Source organism: Streptomyces malaysiensis subsp. samsunensis (assembly GCF_024519315.1).
In the GTDB taxonomy this organism is placed as follows: domain Bacteria; phylum Actinomycetota; class Actinomycetes; order Streptomycetales; family Streptomycetaceae; genus Streptomyces; species Streptomyces malaysiensis.
Genome location: NZ_JANIIC010000057.1, coordinates 23,961 through 43,296 on the forward strand (window position 1 = coordinate 23,961; position 19,336 = coordinate 43,296).

General features: G+C 71.8%; 16 protein-coding genes and 1 pseudogene. 10 read left to right on the top strand and 7 right to left on the bottom strand.

The window, feature by feature from the left end:
• The first annotated feature begins 36 nt into the window (after positions 1 to 36).
• The 3 genes from NQU54_RS36705 to NQU54_RS36715 all read left to right on the top strand — a co-directional run bounded on the left by NQU54_RS36705 (position 37) and on the right by NQU54_RS36715 (position 5,227).
• Positions 37 to 1,044, top strand: coding sequence for an NAD(P)-dependent alcohol dehydrogenase (locus tag NQU54_RS36705; RefSeq protein ID WP_257634784.1), 1,008 nt, complete (start codon positions 37 to 39; stop codon positions 1,042 to 1,044).
• 94 nt (positions 1,045 to 1,138) lie between these two features.
• Positions 1,139 to 1,561: a YchJ family protein gene (locus NQU54_RS36710; RefSeq protein WP_257634785.1), complete on the top strand. Its 423-nt coding sequence runs from the start codon at positions 1,139 to 1,141 to the stop codon at positions 1,559 to 1,561.
• 159 nt (positions 1,562 to 1,720) lie between these two features.
• Positions 1,721 to 5,227 (top strand): phosphodiester glycosidase family protein, encoded by a 3,507-nt coding sequence (locus NQU54_RS36715; RefSeq protein ID WP_257634786.1) that lies wholly within the window; start codon positions 1,721 to 1,723, stop codon positions 5,225 to 5,227.
• A gap of 121 nt (positions 5,228 to 5,348) precedes the next feature.
• On the opposite strand, the gene NQU54_RS36720 is transcribed toward NQU54_RS36715, so the two are convergent.
• Entirely contained in the window at positions 5,349 to 5,915 is a 567-nt protein-coding gene (locus NQU54_RS36720) for a tyrosine-type recombinase/integrase (RefSeq protein ID WP_257634787.1), read from the bottom strand.
• A 100-nt stretch (positions 5,916 to 6,015) separates the two neighbouring features.
• Between NQU54_RS36720 and NQU54_RS36725 the strand changes: the two genes are divergently transcribed.
• From NQU54_RS36725 to NQU54_RS36740, 4 genes are all read left to right on the top strand, one after another.
• Positions 6,016 to 6,519, top strand: coding sequence for a metallophosphoesterase family protein (locus NQU54_RS36725; protein WP_257634788.1), 504 nt, complete (start codon positions 6,016 to 6,018; stop codon positions 6,517 to 6,519).
• 113 nt (positions 6,520 to 6,632) lie between these two features.
• Positions 6,633 to 8,015, top strand: coding sequence for an MFS transporter (locus NQU54_RS36730; protein ID WP_257634789.1), 1,383 nt, complete (start codon positions 6,633 to 6,635; stop codon positions 8,013 to 8,015).
• Between the two features lie 91 nt (positions 8,016 to 8,106).
• On the top strand, positions 8,107 to 8,664 hold the full coding sequence (locus tag NQU54_RS36735; protein ID WP_099015956.1) for a DoxX family protein: 558 nt from the start codon (positions 8,107 to 8,109) through the stop codon (positions 8,662 to 8,664).
• Between the two features lie 261 nt (positions 8,665 to 8,925).
• Positions 8,926 to 9,417, top strand: coding sequence for a hypothetical protein (locus NQU54_RS36740; protein ID WP_257634790.1), 492 nt, complete (start codon positions 8,926 to 8,928; stop codon positions 9,415 to 9,417).
• A gap of 563 nt (positions 9,418 to 9,980) precedes the next feature.
• Here NQU54_RS36740 and NQU54_RS36745 read toward each other — a convergent pair.
• The 3 genes and pseudogenes from NQU54_RS36745 to NQU54_RS36755 all read right to left on the bottom strand — a co-directional run bounded on the left by NQU54_RS36745 (position 9,981) and on the right by NQU54_RS36755 (position 13,067).
• Positions 9,981 to 10,742, bottom strand: a complete 762-nt coding sequence (locus NQU54_RS36745) for an ABC transporter permease (protein ID WP_257634791.1) — start codon at positions 10,740 to 10,742, stop codon at positions 9,981 to 9,983.
• Positions 10,739 to 11,479 (bottom strand): annotated as a pseudogene (locus tag NQU54_RS36750) (DUF8746 domain-containing protein); the annotation flags it as partial. The pseudogene NQU54_RS36750 and the gene NQU54_RS36745, both read right to left, overlap by 4 nt.
• Before the next feature lie 82 nt (positions 11,480 to 11,561).
• Entirely contained in the window at positions 11,562 to 13,067 is a 1,506-nt protein-coding gene (locus tag NQU54_RS36755; RefSeq protein WP_257634792.1) for an MFS transporter, read from the bottom strand.
• 108 nt (positions 13,068 to 13,175) lie between these two features.
• Here NQU54_RS36755 and NQU54_RS36760 point away from each other — a divergent pair, with 108 nt between their 5' ends.
• The gene (locus NQU54_RS36760) at positions 13,176 to 13,775 is read left to right on the top strand and encodes a TetR/AcrR family transcriptional regulator (protein WP_159398863.1); all 600 of its coding nucleotides are present in this window, start codon (positions 13,176 to 13,178) and stop codon (positions 13,773 to 13,775) included.
• Between the two features lie 176 nt (positions 13,776 to 13,951).
• Here the strand turns inward: NQU54_RS36760 and NQU54_RS36765 are convergent, their stop codons facing one another.
• Positions 13,952 to 14,689: an SAM-dependent methyltransferase gene (locus tag NQU54_RS36765; RefSeq protein WP_257634793.1), complete on the bottom strand. Its 738-nt coding sequence runs from the start codon at positions 14,687 to 14,689 to the stop codon at positions 13,952 to 13,954.
• Here NQU54_RS36765 and NQU54_RS49845 point away from each other — a divergent pair.
• Positions 14,660 to 14,767, top strand: a complete 108-nt coding sequence (locus NQU54_RS49845) for a DUF5988 family protein (RefSeq protein ID WP_257634817.1) — start codon at positions 14,660 to 14,662, stop codon at positions 14,765 to 14,767. The two genes, NQU54_RS36765 and NQU54_RS49845, sit on opposite strands and share 30 nt — an antisense overlap.
• Positions 14,768 to 15,100: 333 nt before the next feature.
• A complete protein-coding gene (gnd, locus tag NQU54_RS36775; RefSeq protein WP_257634794.1) occupies positions 15,101 to 16,555 on the top strand; it encodes an NADP-dependent phosphogluconate dehydrogenase in 1,455 nt (484 codons plus the stop codon).
• A 161-nt stretch (positions 16,556 to 16,716) separates the two neighbouring features.
• Here gnd and NQU54_RS36780 read toward each other — a convergent pair whose 3' ends face one another.
• Together NQU54_RS36780 and NQU54_RS36785 are read right to left on the bottom strand one after the other, a co-directional pair.
• Positions 16,717 to 18,060, bottom strand: coding sequence for an MFS transporter (locus tag NQU54_RS36780; protein WP_372506182.1), 1,344 nt, complete (start codon positions 18,058 to 18,060; stop codon positions 16,717 to 16,719).
• Between the two features lie 78 nt (positions 18,061 to 18,138).
• Positions 18,139 to 19,290 carry an XdhC family protein gene (locus NQU54_RS36785; RefSeq protein WP_257634795.1) on the bottom strand — a complete coding sequence of 384 codons (1,152 nt, stop codon included), beginning with the start codon at positions 19,288 to 19,290 and terminating at the stop codon, positions 18,139 to 18,141.
• Positions 19,291 to 19,336: the final 46 nt, after the last annotated feature.

Here is a 19,336-nt window from a genome sequence, read left to right on the forward strand (position 1 = left end):
CCCCTTCACATCTTCGCGCACCAGGAGAACCACCCGATGAACGACGCCACCGCCGCGATCCTGCACGGCCCGAAGGATGTGCGCATCGAGCGGCACCCGATTCCCCAACCCGCCCCCGGCGAGGTCCTCGTGGAGATCGGCGCGGTCGGGCTGTGCGGCTCCGATCTGCACTACTACGCCCACGGCGAGAACGGCCCCAATGTGCTCCGCTCCCCCACCGCACTCGGCCACGAGGCGGCCGGAACGGTCCTGGGGGACGGCGGCCCGCTGCCCGCGGGCACCCGGGTCGCGATCGAGCCCGCCATCCCGTGCGGACGCTGCCACGCCTGCCGCGCGGGCCGCTACAACCAATGCCCCCACGGCCGCTGCTTCGGCTCCCCGCCCACCGACGGCGCCCTGACCGGACACCTCACCGTGCCCGCGGAGTTCGCCCATCCGCTCCCCGGCGACCTCCCCCTCGGCTCCGGAGCGCTCATCGAACCCCTCGCGGTCGCCCTGCACGCCGTACGCCGCGGCAATGTCGCCGCCGGGGACCGGGTGCTGGTCACCGGCGCAGGCCCGATCGGCCTGCTGGTCCTCCAGGCCGCCCGCGCGGTGGGCGCGGGCGAGACCGTGGTGACCGACATCAACCCCGGCCGGCTGGCCCACGCCCACCGCCTGGGCGCCGACCGGACCCTGGACACCTCCCGCGAACCCCTCCCCCAGGAGCCGCTGTTCGACATCGCGCTCGACTGCTCAGGCATCGAGGCCGCCCTGACCGCCGCCGCCCACGCGGTACGCCCCGGCGGCACCCTGGTCGCCGTCGGCAACCCGCCCCAGCCCCGGACCACCCTGCCGCTGGCCTGGATGCAACGCCAGGAGCTCAGCCTGGTCACCGCCTTCCGCTACGCCGGGGAGTTCCCCGCGGCGGTGTCCCTGGCCGCCGCCGGGCGGGTCGACCTGGAGTCGCTGATCACCTCCCGCTTCCCCCTGGAACGTTCCGCGGACGCCTTCCGGACGGCGCTCTGCGACCCCGCACAGCTCAAGGTCGTCATCGAGCCCTGAGCGGTCGCGGCCCTGGCGGCAGAGCGCGGCTCGGGCGGTACGGCGGCCGCGGCCTGTCGGCACCCCATCCGTCCCACCCGCCACAATGGGGATCATGTCCCGACGTACCCGACGCCCGCGGCCGACCAACCCCACCCCGGCCTCCTGCCCCTGCGGGCTGCCCGCGGCCTATGCCGACTGCTGCGGACGGCTGCACCGCGGCCAAGCCCGAGCGACCACCGCCGAGCAGCTGATGCGCTCGCGCTACAGCGCCTTCGCCGTCGGGGACGAGGCGTATCTGCTGCGCACCTGGCACCCCACCACCCGGCCGTCAGGTGCCGGACTCGACCCGGCGCCGCGCTGGGTGCGCCTGGAGATCCTGGGCACCACCGAGGGCAGCGCGTTCCACACCACCGGCACCGTCGAGTTCCGCGCCCACTACACCCAGGGCGGGCGCGCGGGCTCGCTCCACGAGAACAGCCGCTTCGTACGCCACGAGGGCGACTGGGTCTATCTCGACGGCGTGACCGCCGACTGAACCCGGCCCACGGCGGCCGACCCGGCCACGGCCCACGCCGACTTGGTCATTTGTTTCCCGTGTCGTCGCCGACGCCTTCTGGTGCCCGGTCAACTCCGGGACGATGCTGGGGCGCTGTGCGTGTGAACCACGCGAGTCCCCTGGCCCCATGGAGTTGCCGTGCCTCCTGTCGCGTTCGCCAGACCCCTGGCGGCCCTGGCCGCGGTGTCCGCCCTCGTGCTGGGCGCCGCCGGCCAGGCCACCGCCGACAACACCCCAGCCCCTGCACCCGAGCCCGCGCCCAGGTCGTCCTCGGAAATGCTGCGGCCCGTCGCGCCCCCGCCCGCCAGCGGCGCGACGGGCACCCGCTCCGTGGCCGACGGCGACGGGCTCCAGACCGCCCGCTCCACCCGACCGGTCGCCCCGGGCGTGCGGCTGACCTCGTACGACCGGCTCGAGTCCGACAAATGGCTGCGGGCCGACGCACTGTCGGTGGACCTGGCCGGCGGCACCAGGATCGACTATCTCCACCCCGACAAGGTCACCGAGCGCCGGACCGTCTCCCAACTGGCCGCCGAGCACGACCCCGGGCCTGGGCGCCGCACGGTCGCGGCGATCAACGGTGACTTCTTCGACATCAACCAGACCGGCGCCCCCGAGGGCAACGGCATCGGCGACAGCCGCCTCGTCAACTCCGCCTCCGCGGCCGGGCCCGCCCGCGCCGTCGGCATCGGCCCGGCCGACGCGGGCCGCGTACTCCAGCTCTACTTCGACGGCACCCTGACCCTCCCCGACGGCCCCCATCCGCTCGCGGCGCTCAACGCCGCCAACGTCCCGGCCGCCGGGATCGGGGCGTACACCGCCCAGTGGGGCGAGGCGGACCGCGCCCAGACCGTGGACGGCGCACGGCGCACGGCCGAGGTCACGGTCGTGGACGGCAAGGTCACCAAGACCGCCGCCGAGCCCGGCAAGGGCCCGATCCCGGCCGGTGCGACCGTGCTGGTCGGCCGGGACGCCGGGGCCGACGCGCTGTCCGAACTGGCCGCCGGCGACCCGGTGTCGATGGAGTACCGGCCGCGCACCGACGGCGGCGATGTACCGCGCACGGCCGTCGGCGGCCGGGAGCTGCTGGTCGTGGACGGCAAGGCGGTCGGCCACGAGGGCGAGGGCAACAACGCCACCGCGCCGCGCACCGCGGTCGGCTTCTCCCGCGACGGCCACACCATGCAGATCCTCACCGTGGACGGACGGCAGGCCGACAGCGGCGGGGTCACCCTCACCGAGCTGGGCCTGATGATGAAGGACGCGGGCGCCTTCAGCGCCCTCAACCTCGACGGCGGCGGCTCCTCCACGCTCGTCGCCCGTGAGCCCGGCAGCGACACCCCCCGGGTCGAGAACAGCCCGTCCGACGGCGCCGAGCGCACCGTCCCCAACGGTCTGGCCCTCACCGCCCCCGACGGCAGCGGCCGGCTCAAGGGCTTCTGGGTGGACACCGCGATGGACCGCGCGTCCGCGCCCACCGCCGATCAGGTCCGGGGCGGCCACCCCGAGCGGGTCTTCCCCGGACTCACCCGCCGCCTCACCGCCGCCGGTTACGACGAGACGTACGGCCCCGCCGAGGGCGAGCCGCAGTGGCGGACGGACGATGAGCACATCGGCCGGGTCGGCGCCGACGGCACCTTCACCGCCCGGCACGGCGGCGACACCACCGTCACCGCCCGACGCGGCACCGCACACGGCGAGACCGGCCTCACCGTCCTGGACCGGCTGGACCGGATCCAGCCCACCACCCGGCTGGTCGGCCTGGCCGACGCCGGGGCCACGGGCCGGTTCGGCATCGTCGGCCTGGACGCGCACGGCACCAGCGCCCCCGTCGAACCGTCCGATATGCGCCTCTCCTACGACCACGCGCTGTTCGACATCGCCCCGGATCCCCGGACCGGCACCTTCACCGTCAAGGCACGGCACGACCAGGCCGCGGGGCAGGTCAGGGTCGGCGTCGGCGGCGCCACCACGGTGCTCGCCGTCACCGTCGGCCTGACCGAGCGGCAGGAGGCGTCCTTCGACGACGCCGATCGCTGGACCTTCAGCCAGGCCCGCGCCTCCGGTTCCGCGGCGGCCACACCCGAAGGCCACACCGGCACCGGGCTGAAGCTGGACTACGACTTCACCCAGTCCACGGCCACCCGCGCCGCCTATGTCACCCCGCCCCAGCAGATCGAGGTGGACGGGCAGCCGCAGTCCTTCGGCCTGTGGATCAAGGGCGATGGCAACGGGGCCTGGCCCACCCTGCACCTCAAGGACGCGGCGGGCTCCGACCAGTTGCTCCGCGGGCCCTATGTGACCTGGAGCGGATGGCGACATGTCGACTTCGCCGTCCCGGCCGGGGTCGCCTATCCACTGAAGGTCAACCGCTTCTACCTCGCCGAGACCTCCGCCACCCGCCAGTACACCGGCAGTGTGGTCATCGACGACCTCACGGCGCGGGTACCGCCCTCCGTCGAACTGCCCACGGAGAGCGTGCGCCCCGATCCGCTGATCTCCACCGCCGCCCGGACACAGGGACGCGACTGGCGGTTCGCGGTGATGTCCGACGCGCAGTTCGTCGCCCGCGACCCGGGCAGCCCGATCGTCGCCCAGGCCCGCCGCACCCTGCGGGAGATCAAGGCGGCCAAGCCCGACTTCCTCGTGATCAACGGGGACTTGGTGGACGAGGGCTCCCCCGCCGATCTGGCCTTCGCCCGCACCGTGCTGAAGGAGGAGCTGGGCGATGCGCTGCCCTGGTACTACGTGCCCGGCAACCATGAGGTGATGGGCGGCTCCATCGACAACTTCACCACCGAATTCGGCCCCGCCCACCGCACCTTCGACCACCGCGGCACCCGCTTCCTCACCCTGGACACCTCACGTCTGGGGCTGCGCGCCGGCGGCTTCGACCAGATCAAGGAGTTGCGCGCCCAGCTGGACGCGGCCGCGAAGGACCCGGACGTCGGCTCCGTCATGGTGATCGAGCATGTGCCGCCGCGCGACCCCACCCCGCAGCAGGGCAGCCAGCTGAGCGACCGCAAGGAGGCGGCGCTGCTGGAGAACTGGCTGGCCGACTTCCGCCGTACGACCGGCAAGGGCGCGGGGTTCATCGGCAGCCACGTCGGCACCTTCCACGCCTCACGGGTGGACGGCGTCCCGTATCTGATCAACGGCAACTCGGGCAAGAACCCCGCCACCCCGCCCGGCCAGGGCGGCTTCACCGGCTGGTCGATGGTCGGCGTGGACCGCGTCTCGGCCGGGGAACAGGCGGCCGCGCGCCACGCCCCGTGGAAGGGCGGCCCGGACTGGGTGTCCGTACAGACCCGCGCCCATGTGGACGGGCTGACCGCCACCGCCCCGGCCGAACTGCGCACCGGGCAGACCGCCGACGTCACGGCGACCGTCCTCCAGGGCGAGGGGACCGACGCCCGCCGGGTGCCGGTCGGCTTCCCGCTGAGCGCGGACTGGAGCGGCTCGCCCAACGTCCACATCGGCGATCCGGACGACGCCGGGCGCCGCGATGTGGCGGCGTACGACCCGGCGACCGGCAGGCTGACCGCGCTGCGCCCGGGTACGGCCACCCTCGCGGTGAGCGTGAACGGCGCCACCGCACAGGCGCGGTTCGCCGTCACGGCTGCGGCCGCGGCGCCCGCGGCCTAACCGGGCCGGTGGGGGCGGGGCGCACGAGCCGCCCCGCCCCCACCGGGCTCTGGTCGCCCGCCCCCCACCCGGCTCAGCTCACTCGCCCTCGCCCGGCTCAGGTCGCCCGGCCCCGCCCGGCTCACGCGTCCCAGACGCGGCGGACCTGTTCGAAACGGGTGGGCAGCGGGGGGCGGCGAGCGGCGTGCCGGGCGTTCGTACGGTGGACGAACCGGCGCCAGGAGAGCACAAGACCCTGCCGGGTGATGGGCAGCCCGGCGGCCACGGTCACGCCGTTGTCATGGGTGTGGTGCACCGTCAGCAGCAGTGCGTCCGGCACCGATCCCTCCAGCTCGGCGCAGAGCTCCTGGCGCACCCGCAGCCAGCGGCGCAGCACCAGCACGGTGCCGCGGTCCAGGCCGTGCCGACGCGGGGCGCGGTGCTTGCCGTGCTCGATGGTCACCCACCCCGAGTCCAGGTCAAGCGCCGACAGGGTGCAGCGCAGCAGACCGCCGTACCGGGCCCCGCTGGCCCGCGCCAGGCCCACCACCACGGCGAGCCGTACGGTCTCCGGCCTCGCGCCGTCCTCCATGGCCTGCACCGACAGCTGCCGCCAGATCCACTCGGCCTCCGCCGTCGACACCACCGGCCGCGGATAGCGGTCCCGCGCCGCTTCCTCCGCCGTCCGCGCCTGTGGCCGCGCTGCCATGTCCACCCCCTGGGAGCCTCCCGGTCAACAGTGCCGCTTGGCACACTATTTCTTCCGTCGATGCCCTCGTCAAGGGATCGGCGGCGGTACGGTCGGCCATGTGCGTCTTCTGCTGATGTCCGACACCCATCTCCCCCGGCGCGCCAAGCGGCTCCCCGATGAGCTGCTGGAGCGGCTGCCGGACGCCGACGTCGTGGTCCACGCGGGCGACTGGGTCGACCTCGCCACCCTCGATCTGCTCCAGGAGCGCTCACGGCGGCTGATCGGGGTGTACGGCAACAACGACGGGCCCGAGCTGCGGGCGCGGCTGCCGGAGGTGGCCCAGACCGAGCTGGCGGGGGTGCGGCTGGGCGTGGTGCACGAGACCGGACCGGCGCGGGGCCGGGAGGGGCGTTGCGCCGAGCGGTTCCCCGGCCTCGATGTGCTGGTGTTCGGCCACAGCCATATCCCGTGGGACTCCATGGCCGAGGGGCGGCTGCGACTGCTCAACCCCGGCTCCCCCACCGATCGGCGCCGGCAGCCGTACTGTACATTCATGACGGCCACGATCGAGGCCGGGCGGCTGACCGCCGTGGAGCTGCACCGGCTGCCGCCCCGCCGCTGACCGATCGCCGTTCCCCCGGGTGTGATGGCCGCGCCCGTTTCCTTCCGTATCGCTCGTCTCTCTTTTCAGCCCCGGTTTCCGACCTGTCCTTATCGGGTGCCGAGGAGTGGGTGATGACGGTGGAAAGTGGTGGACCGGCGTGGCGATGGGCGCTGGCGGCGGTGTCGGCGACCGTGTTCTGTGTCCAGTTGGACGCCTTCGCGCTGAATCTGGCCCTGCCCGGGATCGGGCGGGATCTGGGCGCGGCGGGAGGCGGCCTCCAGTGGGTGGTGAGCGGGTATCTGCTCGCGGCCGGCACGCTGATGGCGGGCGCGGGGCGGCTGGGCGATCTGTACGGCCGCCGCCGGTTGCTGACGGCGGGACTGGCGGTGTTCGGGGGTGCGTCGCTGGTGTGCGCGCTGGCCCCGTCGCTTCCGGTGCTGGTGGGCGCGCGGGTAGTGCAGGGCGCGGGCGGGGCGGTGGCCATGCCGGTCGGCCTGGCCCTGCTGACGAACGCCTGCCCGCCCAGGGCGCGTGCGCGGGTCATGGGGCGGGCGCTGGGCATCGGGGGCGTGGCCACCGTATGCGGGCCGTACGCCGGTGGGGTGCTCACCGAGGCCGTGTCCTGGCGGGCGGTGTTCTGGCTGAATGTGCCGGTCGCGCTGGTCGCCGTGGGGTGTGCGGCACGGTCCGGGGAGTCGCGCGACACCACCGTGCCGCCGTCCGTGGACATGGCGGGGCTGGTCACGGCCACCGGCGCGCTCGCGGCGCTCGCGGTCCTGGTCGACCGGGGGCAGCCGTGGGGCTGGGCCTCCGGCCGTTCGGCGACGGCCCTGGCGCTGGCCGTCACGCTCGGGTGCGTCTTCGTACGGCATGAGCGGGCGGTGGCGAATCCGCTGGTGGACCTGGCCCTGTTCGGCAACCGGCCCTTTGTGGCGCTCACGGCTGCCGGGGCGGCGGCCAATGCCGCGACCGTGGTGCTCCTGTTCGTGGTACCCCTGGCGCTCCAGGGGCCGTGGCGGCTGTCGGCGACGGGCGCGGGGGCGGCCTTCCTGGCCCCGGCGGCGGCGATGGCGCTGGCCGGGCCGGTGGCGGGGCGGATCCGCACGGCGGACGCGGTGCGGGTGATGGCCGCGGCCCTGGTGCTGGGGGCGGCCGCGCTCGGCGCCGCCGCCATGGCGACGAGCCTGCCGGTCTTCCTCGTCGCGGTCACGGGGTGCGGGGCCGCGCTCGGGATCGCGGGCGCCCTGACGCTCATCGCGACCCAGGCGGTGGTGCGGCCCGAGCGCGCCGGGGAGGCGTCGGGGGTGACCAAGACGGTCATCACCACCGCGGCGGGGCTGGGGGTGGCCCTGTCCGGGCCCGCCGCCGAGGCACGGAGTACCGCTGCGGTCGCCGCGGCCCTGATGGCGGCCGGAGGCTGCTGTCTGGCCGGGGCCGCGCTCCTGGTTCTGACCCGGAGACGACCCGGCGGCTCCTGCGGAGGCCACTCCCGCACTGATGGGTGTCCGGGTTGAACCTCCCATCCCGGTGGAATAAAAATTACTTAAGGTGCATTTCGGATATCGGCTCGGCGATCCGCGCCGAGCCCGGCCAGACGAGGGCGCCATGTCTTACTCCCACCACGAGAACGCCTCCGCACCGGCCCCGGCCCCGGCCTCGCCCAGATCCGCGGCACATGTGCTCCTCGCCCATGACGTCGGTCTGCTGGTCATCCGCATCGGCGTCGGGCTGGCCGTCGCCGGACGCGGCGCACAGCACCTCTTCGGCTGGTGGGGCGGTCTGGGCATCGACAAGACGGCGGTGCTGTTCGCGCAATTCGGCTATCCGGCGCCCAAGGCCATGGCCGTGATCGCCGGGCTCGTCGAGACCTTCGGCGGTCTCGCCCTCGTCGTGGGGCTGCTCACCCCGCTCGCGGGTGCGGCCGTCGCGGCCACCATGGCCAACGCCATCGCCTCCTCCACGCCGCTCGGCTACTTCGGCGGCGTGGAGTTCCCGGTGCTCATCGGCCTCGGCGCCGCCGGGCTCGCGCTGTCCGGAGCCGGCCGGATCTCCCTCGACGCGTTCCTCCCCGTGCTGCGGTCGCAGCGGCTGGTCTACGGCGTCGCCCTCCTGGTGCTGGGGGCGATCCTGGCGACGATCATGATCCTGCTCAGCAACACCTGACGGCTGTCGGGCAAGCCCTAACAGGCGTGGGCATGACGTGACGGCCGTCGGGCAAGCCCTAACAGCCGTGGGCATGACGTGACGGCTGTCGGGCAAGCCCTAACAGCCGTGGGCAAAACTGACTGGCCGTGGGCATGACCTGACGGCCGTCCGGCGGTCAGCTGAACATGAGGGGCGTGTTCTCCGTATGACTCTGTGCGCGTCCTGTCCCGGGACGCGCGGCGCCCGCACAGGCCGCTACCGAGACCGGAGGCCCCGTCCATGAATGACCGGTTCAACCCGCCCATCCAGGCATTGCCGGATGGCGACGCCGAAGTCCGCCTGGTGCTCCAGCTGCCCTGGGAAGTGGTCGCCGCCCTGGGCCAGGAGGCCGGCCGGCTGGCGGCCCAGGCGCAGCGGCCGGTGAGCCTCGACGAGGCGGTCAGCCACCGGCTGCGCCACGGGACCCACCCCATCGGCGTCCACGCCAAGCCCGAGCGGGAACGGCACCAGCCCGCGGCCACCGCGCCCCATACCCCACCCCCGTTGGCGGCCCGCTCTCCCGGTGAGCAGGCCCGGCAGGCGATCGAGAAGATCAACGGATCGTCGCAACCGCAGAACGGCACCGCGAACGGCGGCTCCACCGAGTCCACGGGCTCCCAGCACACCACCGGCACGCCGGAACCGACCCCGCCCGACACCCGGGGCATCCTGGAGCGCCCCACGAGGGCCACTGGAACGGTGAACGGCACGGCGACGGATACGCCGAGATAACACCACCCCGGCATGGGGAAACGGCCGGAAGGGCCGCGGATACGAGGGCGCCGTCCGGATGGGACGGCACCCTCGTATCCGCGGCACCCTCGCCCATGCGGCGCCTCGTATGCGCGGCGCCTCGTATGCGCGGCGCCCTTCATGGACACGTACGAACGAGCCATTCGCCGGGGTTGTACGCGTCTCTCGCCGAATCCGCTACATGACCGGCTTCTCCTCGGCCACGTCCTCCACACGAACGATGGCTTCGTCGAACACGTCGGGCGTAACGGCCTGGACCGCCGGACTCGGCGCCCTCCTGGACGAGCCGGCCCACGCAAACGCCACTCCCGACGCCCCGACGTCGCCGTGCGCCCCGACACCACCACCGAGGACGGGCTGTTGACCGCCGCGACACCCACCCCGGCACAGCCCTCGAGTGACTCGGCAACCTCCGCCTCCCCGGCGGCGATCGCCGCGCCCGGAGCCGGTCACCATTCGACTGACCGCCTGCCATCGCGACCTGCCGAGCGGGGCCGCTCGTCACTTCCGCAAGGGCCTGCCGACAATGCCGAAACATCGCCTCACGCGTCACGCTTCTGCGTTGTGATCAAGGAGATGACATAAATCGCCGCGGTGATTCCCGCAAAAAAGAGGAGACCGGTCCACGGGCCATAGGGATAATCGACGGTATTCCCGGACACCCCCTCCGTGACCCGGTCGGGCTGGCCATCGGTCAGGAAGTAGTTCGCCGCCTTGAACGGCAGCCAGGGTTGCACATGCTCGCCCAGCGCCGGGATCGATGTGACGACCGTTTCCAGCAGAAGCGTGTAGACCAGAACGACCGCGATGGCGGCGGCGCTGTGCCGGACCAGCAGTCCGACGGCCACCGCCAGAACGGCGGCCACGGCGTACACCAGGCCCACACCGGCCACGTCGCGCCAGTCCCCGCCACTGTCGAGGGCGAGGTCCGCGTCCGACTTCACCAACTGCCCGAGGCCCCAGGCCGCGAAGGCACCGATGAGGCCCGTCACCGCGGAGACGAGCACCACCACACCGGTCTTGGCCAGCAGAACCGCGGCGCGGCGGGGGACGGCCTGGAAGGTGAGCCTGATGGTGTTGTAGCGGTACTCGGTGGTCACCGACAGCGTCGCCATCGCCATCATGACGATCAGACCGGAGCTGTATCCCATCTGCGTGACGCCCACCGTCGCGGGGTTCTCGTCATCCGACTGCGATGTGAACATGGCCCCGAGCCCTACCGCGAAGCCCAGGGCCAACGGGATGGAGAACGTCGGCGAGCGGGTGCTGAAGAGCTTGATCCGCTCGACTGCCAGCAGTGTCAACTTTCACCTCCGATCGAAGCCAGGAGGGACCGCTCCTCGACGGACCCCCGAATGTCCGCGTGATACTCGACCGCGTCACCGGTGATCTCCATGAACGCCTCTTCGAGCGACCCGTTCTGCTCCATCAGCTCGTGCAGCGTGATCCGATGCGCGGCGGCGATCTCGCCGATCTCCTCGGTGGACGCCCCTGACACCACCAGCCGGGTCGGGTCCTCACCGCACTCGACGCGGTACCCGGCCGCCTCGATGACCGGCATCAGGACCCCGGCCTCGGGGCTGCGCACCACGACCGCGCTGCGGCTCGCCTGGCTGACGAAGTGCGCGGTGCTGCACTGGGCGATGAGCTTGCCGCGCCCGATGACCACCAGTTTCTCGGCCGTCAGTGCCATCTCGGACAGCAGATGGCTGGAGACGAACACGGTGCGCCCCTCGGCCGCCAGCCTCTGCATGAACCGCCGGATCCACAGGATCCCTTCCGGATCGAGTCCGTTGACCGGCTCGTCGAACAGCAGCAGCTGCGGGTCGCCCAACAAGGCCGCCGCGATGCCCAGCCTCTGGAACATCCCGAGGGAGAAGCCGCCCGCGCGGCGGCGCGCCACCTCGGTCAGCCCGACCGTCTCCAGCACCTCGTCCGCACGGCGGGCGGGCAGCCCGTTGGACTTCGCCAGCCACCGCAAGTGCGCGTGCGCCGAACGATTCGGATGTGCCCACTTCGCATCGAGGAGCGCTGCCACCCTATCGCTGTGTGCGGCAGACCCTGCGGCGGCGCGGACCTGGTGCGGGTGCGGTTCCCGATGCCCTCTGCTCACGCGCCCTACGTCATCCCGGCACTCCCGCGGCTCCGGTGTCGCTCCACTCGTCGTCCTCCGAAGGCCGGAACGGCGCCGCGGTGATGAGCACCACCGCCATCAGGGCCGCCATCAGGGCCGCCATCAGCAGCAGACCCGCGGCCCATCTCCCGGCGACCACGTAGCCGTGCACAGTGGCCCGCACGGCACGGATCCCGGGATGAGCGCCCTGGTACACCTTGGTGGCGTTGGCGGCGATGGTGTTGAGCAGCGCCGTGCCGATCGACGCGCCGATCTGAGTGGAGGTGTTGAAGAAGGCCGAGGCGACACCCGTGTCGCTCTTGGCGACTTCGTTGGTGGCGGTGGCGGCACAGGGCGCCATCACAGTGCCCAGCCCGAGCCCCAGAACCACCTCGCCGGGCAGAATGCCGTCCCAGTACGAGCTCTCCGGCGTCATCCGGGTCAGCAGGAACAGACCGAACGCGGCGATCGTCAGTCCCGTCGCCAGCAGATAGCGCGGCCGTACCCGAGGCAGTAGCAACGTGGCGCTCATCGCCGAGACGCTCACGTTCGCGGCCAGCAGCGGCAGGAAGGCGAAGCCGGTGCGCAACGGCGAGTAGCCCATGACCTCCTGAAGCTGATACGTCAGGAAGAGCAACATGCCGAACAGGCCGATGCTGGAGAAGACCATGGTGGCGAAGGCCCCGGCACGATTGCGGTCCGTCACGATGCGCAACGGCAACAGTGGACTGCTCCGCTTGGACTGGATGACGGTGAACAGCCCCAGCAGCAGCACCGAGGCGATCAGCAGCCCGATCACCAGTGCGGAGTCCCACCCCTGCTCGGCCACGTGGCCGAAGCCGTAGACCATGGCCACCAGTCCGGAGCAGCCGACCAGCCCGCCGAAGAGGTCCAGCTTGATGTGGTGACCCGGTAAGAGCGGCAGCACCGTCAGCGCGCCCAGCAGGGCCACGGCGGTCACCGGCACATTGACGTACATGCACCAGCGCCACGAGAGGTACTCGGTGAGGCTCCCGCCGATCAGCAGTCCGAGTGCGCCGCCGGCCACGAGCACTCCGCTGTAGATGCCGAACGCCTTGCCGCGTTCCCTCTTGTCCGGAAAGATCACGTTGATGAGGGCCAGCGTGCACGGCGCCAGCAGTGCGGCGAACACCCCCTGGGCGGCACGGCAGGCGATCAGCATCCCACCGCTGTTCGCGGCCCCACCGATGGCCGACACGACCCCGAACCCGGTCACGCCCAGCGCCAAGCACCTCTTGAGGCCGATCCGGTCCGCGATCCTGCCGCCGAGCAGCAGCAGCCCCCCGAAGGCGAGGGTGTAAGCGGTCAGCACCCACTGTCTGCTGGCGTCGGAGAACCCGAGGTCCTGCTGCGCCGAGGGGAGGGCGACGGCAAGCACGGTCGAGTCCAGCACGACCAGCAGCTGCGCCAGCACGATCACCGCTAAGCCGAACCAGCGGCCACGACCGGCGGATGTCTCCAGGTCATGACCACGGACGGTAGGGACCGCCGTCATCCGATACCTCCTCCGAACCACATCACAGGGCCTACTTGTCGGACGTCCAGTAAGTTACCACTTACTTGTCGTCCGTCAAGTTGCTTCCTTTCGGGTATGGTGACGGCCATGGCTGAAGCTCGAGGTGACACACGCGAACGGATCCAACAGGTCGCCTTGGAGCTGTTCACCCAACACGGTTACGAGAAGACATCGCTGCGCGAGATCGCCGACCGACTGAACGTCAGCACGGCCGCGCTCTACTACCACTTCAAGACCAAGGCCGACATTCTCTCCAGCGTGGTGGACGACTTGGCGTCGTCGGTGGAGGAGGTCGCCGAGTGGGGACAGGCCCAGCCGACGACGCTCGACATGCGCAAGGGGCTGCTCGAGCGGCTGTCGCAGCTCGTCAGCAGCGGCAAGATGCGCAACCTGATGCTGTTCTCACAGGAGAATCAGGCGGCCCTGCGGGAACACCCGGCCGGCCAGCGTCTCCAGCAGGGGGTGCAGTCGATGTTCGCCCTCGTCATCGATCCGCAAGCCGACTTCGCGGACCAGCTCAGGGCCCAGCTGGCCGTGCTCGCGATCCTGCTGAGCAACAACGACGCACTGTCCCTGCTGAGTGAGGAAGCGATGCCGGAAGAGGTGCGCATCGCACCCGAGCAGCGCGCCGAGGTCACGCTCAAAGTCGCCATGGAGCTGATAACCCAGCCGGGGAACGGCGCGTAGCGGTCCGCGCAGCGGGCTGGGGGCAGCGGCGAGGGCGGACACCGGATTCCAGTGTCCGCCCTCGCCACTGCCCCCAGCCCTCGGGCGCCCTGCCCGATCTCACCGGGTCACACCTTTCTGTCACGCCTTCTTTCGTGCCACAGCGACGACATAGTCGATTTTCGCCAGCTCGCTCTTCAGCTTGTCACCGTCCCGCAGCCCGCGGCGGAGAACGGTGCGGAATACGACCAGGTTCCACGAGGTCGACGTCCGCTCGCATACACGTCGCGCGTGTACCAATTGGCTTTGGGGACGATTCCCGAGGTCTTCTCCGGATCCGCGGAGTCTTTCTCCTCGACCTCGAAGGGAATGACGTCGGCAGTCACGAGCAACCCGCCCGGACGCAGCACCCGGAACGCCTGGGCGAAGAACTGGTCACGAGTGGAGAAGTGGAACGCCGACTCCAGAGCGACGACCTTGTCGAAAGTCTCGTCCGGGAACGGGAGCGCGGTCGCCACCCCTTCCCGGAATTCGAGATGCCGCGTCGTGGACTCCGCGCGGGCGCGTTCCCGCGCCGCGCGCACCTGCCCCGGGGTGACGTTCACTCCGACGATCTTCTCCGGCTTGCACGTCTCCAGCCACCGGAAGTCCTGATCACCGTAACCGAATCCGACGTCAAGTATGCGGTCGCCGGGGCCGAACTCGCCCGCGTCGGCCACCAGGTCGGCCAGCGCCTGACTGGCCTCGTCGATCGTCATGGATTCGCGCGGCCAGTAGCCCATGTTCACGTAGGAGGTCTCATCGCCCATCAGATTGCTCTGGTGGTACAGCAGCTCGTAGAGCCGCTGCACGCGTTTGGCCGGCGGGGCGGCCACCACGCGAATCGCCCGGCCGATTTCCAGCACATCGGCTCCGGCTACGAGCACTTCGTCCACCAAGGCGACTATGCGACCGTCGACGGCGAAGAACTCCCGGTCTTCCGCTGGACGGCCCGGACCGCCATCGCGGAGTGATGCGGGCCGCTGGCGCCCACACACCCCGCGGTCACGCAGAGCCCCCTGGCGACGCACCCGCGCATCGCCCCCCCTACACCCGCGCTCGGCATGCGCCCCGCAGTCACGCGGGGCACCACTCCGCTTGTGGACATCCCACAATCCCGCGCATCGCCCAGGTGCGAGAAAAATGACACACCCCCGCCGCTTTCTCCGGACACTCATCCGCCGTCGCGCACATCGTGCAACTATGGCCGGGCGATATCCGGCTGATCGACGGGGAAGATCCTCGCTCCCCTCGGCGTTGCTGCCTCGCATAAGGATTCGACGCGCGTGACAGGAGTGGAACACCGTATGCCCAGCCCTTCCACCGCCCAGCCCACCGCCCAGATCGGCGTCACCGGGCTGGCCGTCATGGGTAGCAACCTCGCCCGCAACTTCGCCCGGCACGGGCACACCGTCGCTCTCCACAACCGCACGTTCGCCAAGACCAAGGCGCTGATGGAGGAGCACGGCCACGAGGGGAGCTTCGTGCCGGCCGAGAGTGCCGAGGAGTTCGTCGCCGCGCTCCAGCGGCCCCGGCGGCTGATCATCATGGTCAAGGCGGGTGCGCCCACCGACGCCGTCATCGAGGAGTTCGCACCCCTCCTCGAAGAGGGCGACGTGATCATCGACGGGGGCAACGCCCACTTCGAGGACACCCGGCGCCGGGAGAAGTCCCTGCGCGAGCGCGGGCTGCACTTCGTGGGCACCGGCATCTCCGGCGGCGAGGAGGGTGCCCTCAACGGGCCCAGCATCATGCCCGGCGGATCGATTGAATCCTACAAGTCGCTCGGGCCGCTGCTGGAGAGCATCTCCGCCAAGGTGGACGGCACGCCGTGCTGCACCCACATCGGCCCGGACGGCGCCGGCCACTTCGTGAAGATGGTGCACAACGGCATCGAGTACGCGGACATGCAGCTCATCGCCGAGTCGTACGACCTGCTGCGGCGGGCGCTTGGCATGACGCCGGGTGAGATCGCGGAGGTGTTCCGCACCTGGAACGGCGGCCGGCTGGAGTCGTATCTGATCGAGATCACCGCCGAGGTGCTCGGGCACACCGACTCCGCCACCGGCAAGCCGTTCGTGGACGTGGTGCAGGACCAGGCCGAGCAGAAGGGCACCGGCCGCTGGACCGTGCAGACCGCGCTGGACCTGGGCGTGCCGGTGAGCGGGATCGCCGAGGCGGTGTTCGCCCGTTCGCTGTCCGGCCACGCGGATCTGCGGGACGCCTCGCAGGGGCTGCCGGGGCCGTCCGGCAAGGGGCTCACGGGCGCCGCCGCGGAGCGGTTCGCCGACGATGTCGAGCAGGCGCTCTACGCCTCGAAGATCGTGGCGTACGCGCAGGGCATCCACCAGATCGAGGCGGGCAGCCAGGAGTACGGCTGGGACATCGACCCGGGGGCGGTCGCGAGGATCTGGCGCGGCGGCTGCATCATCCGGGCGCGGTTCCTGAACCGGATCACCGAGGCGTACGCCAAGGACCGCAAGCCCGTCACACTGCTGACCGACGACCACTTCGCGGAGGCTCTCGGCGCGGCCCAGGACGCATGGCGGCGGGTGGTGGCCACCTCGGCCGAGCTGGGGGTGCCGGCGCCTGGCTTCTCGGCGGCGCTGGCGTACTACGACGCGCTGCGCTCGGAGCGGCTGCCCGCCGCGCTGGTCCAGGGGCAGCGGGACTTCTTCGGCGCGCACACCTACCGGCGGGTGGACCGCGAGGGTTCGTTCCACACGCTGTGGGGCGCCGACCGGAGCGAGCGTACGACCTGAGCCGTGGGCCGCGACGGCCGTGCCCCCGGTTCGGGTTCCGGTGGGGGGCACGGCCGTCGTGCCGTGTGTACCGCTTGACGGCGGCGGCCGTCGTGCCGTTCGGCGGCCACGGGCGCCGTCGTGCCGTCAGACACGTGTAGCCCGTCAGGGTGTGGAGCCCGTCAGGGTGTGTAGCGGCGGAAGGCGGGCACCGCGGCGGCCAGCCCCAGCGTGCCGACGGCCACCAGCACCCCGCCCGCGGCCACCGCCGCGCGGGCCCCGAGGAGGGAGCCCGCGGTGCCGTGCAGCAGATCGGCGATGCGTGGGCCGCCCGCCACCACCACGGTGAACACGCCCTGCATCCGGCCGCGCATATCGTCGGTGGCGGCCGACTGGAGGATCGTCCCTCGGAAGACCATCGAGACCATGTCGGCGACGCCCGCGAGGGCGAGGAAGGCCACCGCCCACCACAGGTTCGGGCTGAGGCCGAAGCCGGTGATGGCCACACCCCAGGACACCACCGCGGCGATGACCATCAGTCCGTGGCGGCGGGCGCGCGAGAAGGTGCCGGACAGCAGACCGCCGGCCACCGCACCGAGCGGGATCGCCGCGAAGAGCAGGCCGAGCGCGAACCCCTCGCCCCAGGGCGCGTAGGTGTGCGCGGCGAGCTGGGGGAAGAGCGCACGGGGCATGCCGAAGACCATGGCGATGATGTCCGCGAGGAAGGACATCAGCAGGATGCGGTGGGTGGCGATGTACCGGAAGCCGTCGGCCACATCGCGCCATCCGGCCCGCCGCCCACCGCCCGCGGCGCCCTCGGTGAGGGGCGGCAGCGCGGGCAGTTTCCAGACGGCCCACAGGGTGACGCACAGCGCCACGGCGTCGATGAGATAGAGCGTGGGCAGGCCGAGGACGGGGATCAGGGCGCCCGCGAGCAGCGGGCCGATGATCATGCCCGTCTGGGCGACGGTGGACTGGAGAGCGGTCGCGGCGGGGAGTTCGGCGGCCGGGACGAGACGGGCGACGGAGGCGCTGCGGGCCGGGGAGTTCATGCCGAAGAAGCCCTGCTGGGCGGCGAGCAGCACCATGAGGACCGCCACCGAGTCCAGCCCGGCGAAGGACTGGGCCCAGAACAGCAGCGAGGTGACGGCGATGCCCACGTTGGTGACGAGCATCGTGGTGCGCCGGTCGATCCGGTCGGCGATCACCCCGCCCCACAGTGCGAAGACCACCAGCGGGAGGAGCCCCGCGAAGCTGGCGTAGCCGACCCACGCCGATGAGCCGGTGATGTCGTAGATCTGCTTGGGGACGGCGACGGCAGTCAGCTGGCTGCCGACGGCGGTGACGGTGGTGGAGCTCCACAGCCGGCGGAAGGGACGGTGGCGCAGCGGCCGGGTGTCCATCACCCAGCGGCGCCAGCCGGGTCTGGGCGGCGGGGCGGGGTCGCCGTCCCCGTCGCCGATGGCCGCGTCCTTCCCGCGGGCGGTGGGTTCTATGTCGTCGTCGCTGCTTCGAGCGGTCTCCACGGCTGGTTCGATTCCTCCTACATCCACTTCGGGCCGGGAACCATTGTGACGATCCCCGGCCCGGGCCGTGGCCCCGTCTCAGCCTCCGGCCGCGGGCCGCATCGACTGCTGGCGGTGGATGCTGCCGCTGAGGGAGGTCAGCCGGGTGCCGCTGGCGCCCCAGCGGTCGGCGATGATCTCGGCCGCGATGCTGACGGCGGTCTCCTCGGGGGTACGGGCACCGAGGTCCAGGCCGATCGGCGAGGCGAGCCGGGCCAGCGACTCCTCGCCGAGACCGGTGGCGCGCAGCCGCCGGAGCCGGTCGTCATGGGTGCGGCGGGAGCCCATGGCGCCGACGTAGGCCAGCGGCAGGCGCAGGGCGACCTCGAGCAGCGGCACATCGAACTTCGGGTCGTGGGTGAGCACACAGACCACCGTGCGTTCGTCGATCCGGCCCGCCTCCGCCTCGGTACGCAGATAGCGGTGCGGCCAGTCGGTCACCACCTCGTGGGCCTCGGGGAAGCGGCGCGCGGTGGCGAAGACCGGACGGGCGTCGCACACGGTGACGTGGTAGCCGAGGTATCCGCCGATCCGGGCCATGGCCGCCGCGAAGTCGACGGCGCCGAAGACCAGCATCCGCGGCGGGGTGGCGTGGACCGAGACGAACAGGGTGAGTTCCTCGTCCATGCGGGTGCCGTCGTAGCCGTAGCGCAGGGTCTCGGTGCGGCCGCCGGCCAGCAGTGCGCGCGCGTCCTGGGCGACGGCCGCGTCCAGCCGCCCGGAGCCGAGCGACCCCGAGGTGCCCTCGGGCCGTACGACCAGCCGGCGGCCCAGCCGGCCCTCCGGGTCGGACCCGTCGACGGCCACGCAGATCACCTCGGCCACCGGTTCCCCGGCGGCGACCGCCGTGGCCACCTCGCCCAGTTCGGGGAAGCCCTCGGGGTCGATCCGCTCCACGAAGACATCGATGATGCCGCCGCAGGTCAGCCCGACCGCGAAGGCGTCGTCATCGCTGACGCCATAGCGCTCCAGCACGGGACTGCCGCTGTCGGTCACCTCCTGGGCCAGTTCGTAGACGGCGCCTTCGACACAGCCGCCGGAGACGCTGCCGATCGCGGCGCCATCGGGCCCGACCAGCATGCTCGTCCCGGGCGGCAGCGGCGAGGAATGCCAGGTCGCCACCACCGTGGCACGGGCGAACGGCTCGCCCTCGCCCCACCATCGGTGCATCTGCGCTACGACGTCTCGCATGGAATCCAAATCTCCTCGCGCGTCCATGTAAGAGGTTGATACATTC

Excerpts from the sequence above, each read along its gene's own strand:
- NQU54_RS36705 (WP_257634784.1), top strand. The coding sequence starts at position 37 with ATGAACGACGCCACCGCCGCGATCCTGCACGGCCCGAAGGATGTGCGC.
- NQU54_RS36710 (WP_257634785.1), top strand. The coding sequence starts at position 1,139 with ATGTCCCGACGTACCCGACGCCCGCGGCCGACCAACCCCACCCCGGCC.
- NQU54_RS36720 (WP_257634787.1), bottom strand. The coding sequence starts at position 5,915 with ATGGCAGCGCGGCCACAGGCGCGGACGGCGGAGGAAGCGGCGCGGGAC.
- NQU54_RS36730 (WP_257634789.1), top strand. The coding sequence starts at position 6,633 with ATGACGGTGGAAAGTGGTGGACCGGCGTGGCGATGGGCGCTGGCGGCG.
- NQU54_RS36735 (WP_099015956.1), top strand. The coding sequence starts at position 8,107 with ATGTCTTACTCCCACCACGAGAACGCCTCCGCACCGGCCCCGGCCCCG.
- NQU54_RS36740 (WP_257634790.1), top strand. The coding sequence starts at position 8,926 with ATGAATGACCGGTTCAACCCGCCCATCCAGGCATTGCCGGATGGCGAC.
- NQU54_RS36755 (WP_257634792.1), bottom strand. The coding sequence starts at position 13,067 with ATGACGGCGGTCCCTACCGTCCGTGGTCATGACCTGGAGACATCCGCC.
- NQU54_RS36760 (WP_159398863.1), top strand. The coding sequence starts at position 13,176 with ATGGCTGAAGCTCGAGGTGACACACGCGAACGGATCCAACAGGTCGCC.
- gnd (WP_257634794.1), top strand. The coding sequence starts at position 15,101 with ATGCCCAGCCCTTCCACCGCCCAGCCCACCGCCCAGATCGGCGTCACC.
- NQU54_RS36785 (WP_257634795.1), bottom strand. The coding sequence starts at position 19,290 with ATGCGAGACGTCGTAGCGCAGATGCACCGATGGTGGGGCGAGGGCGAG.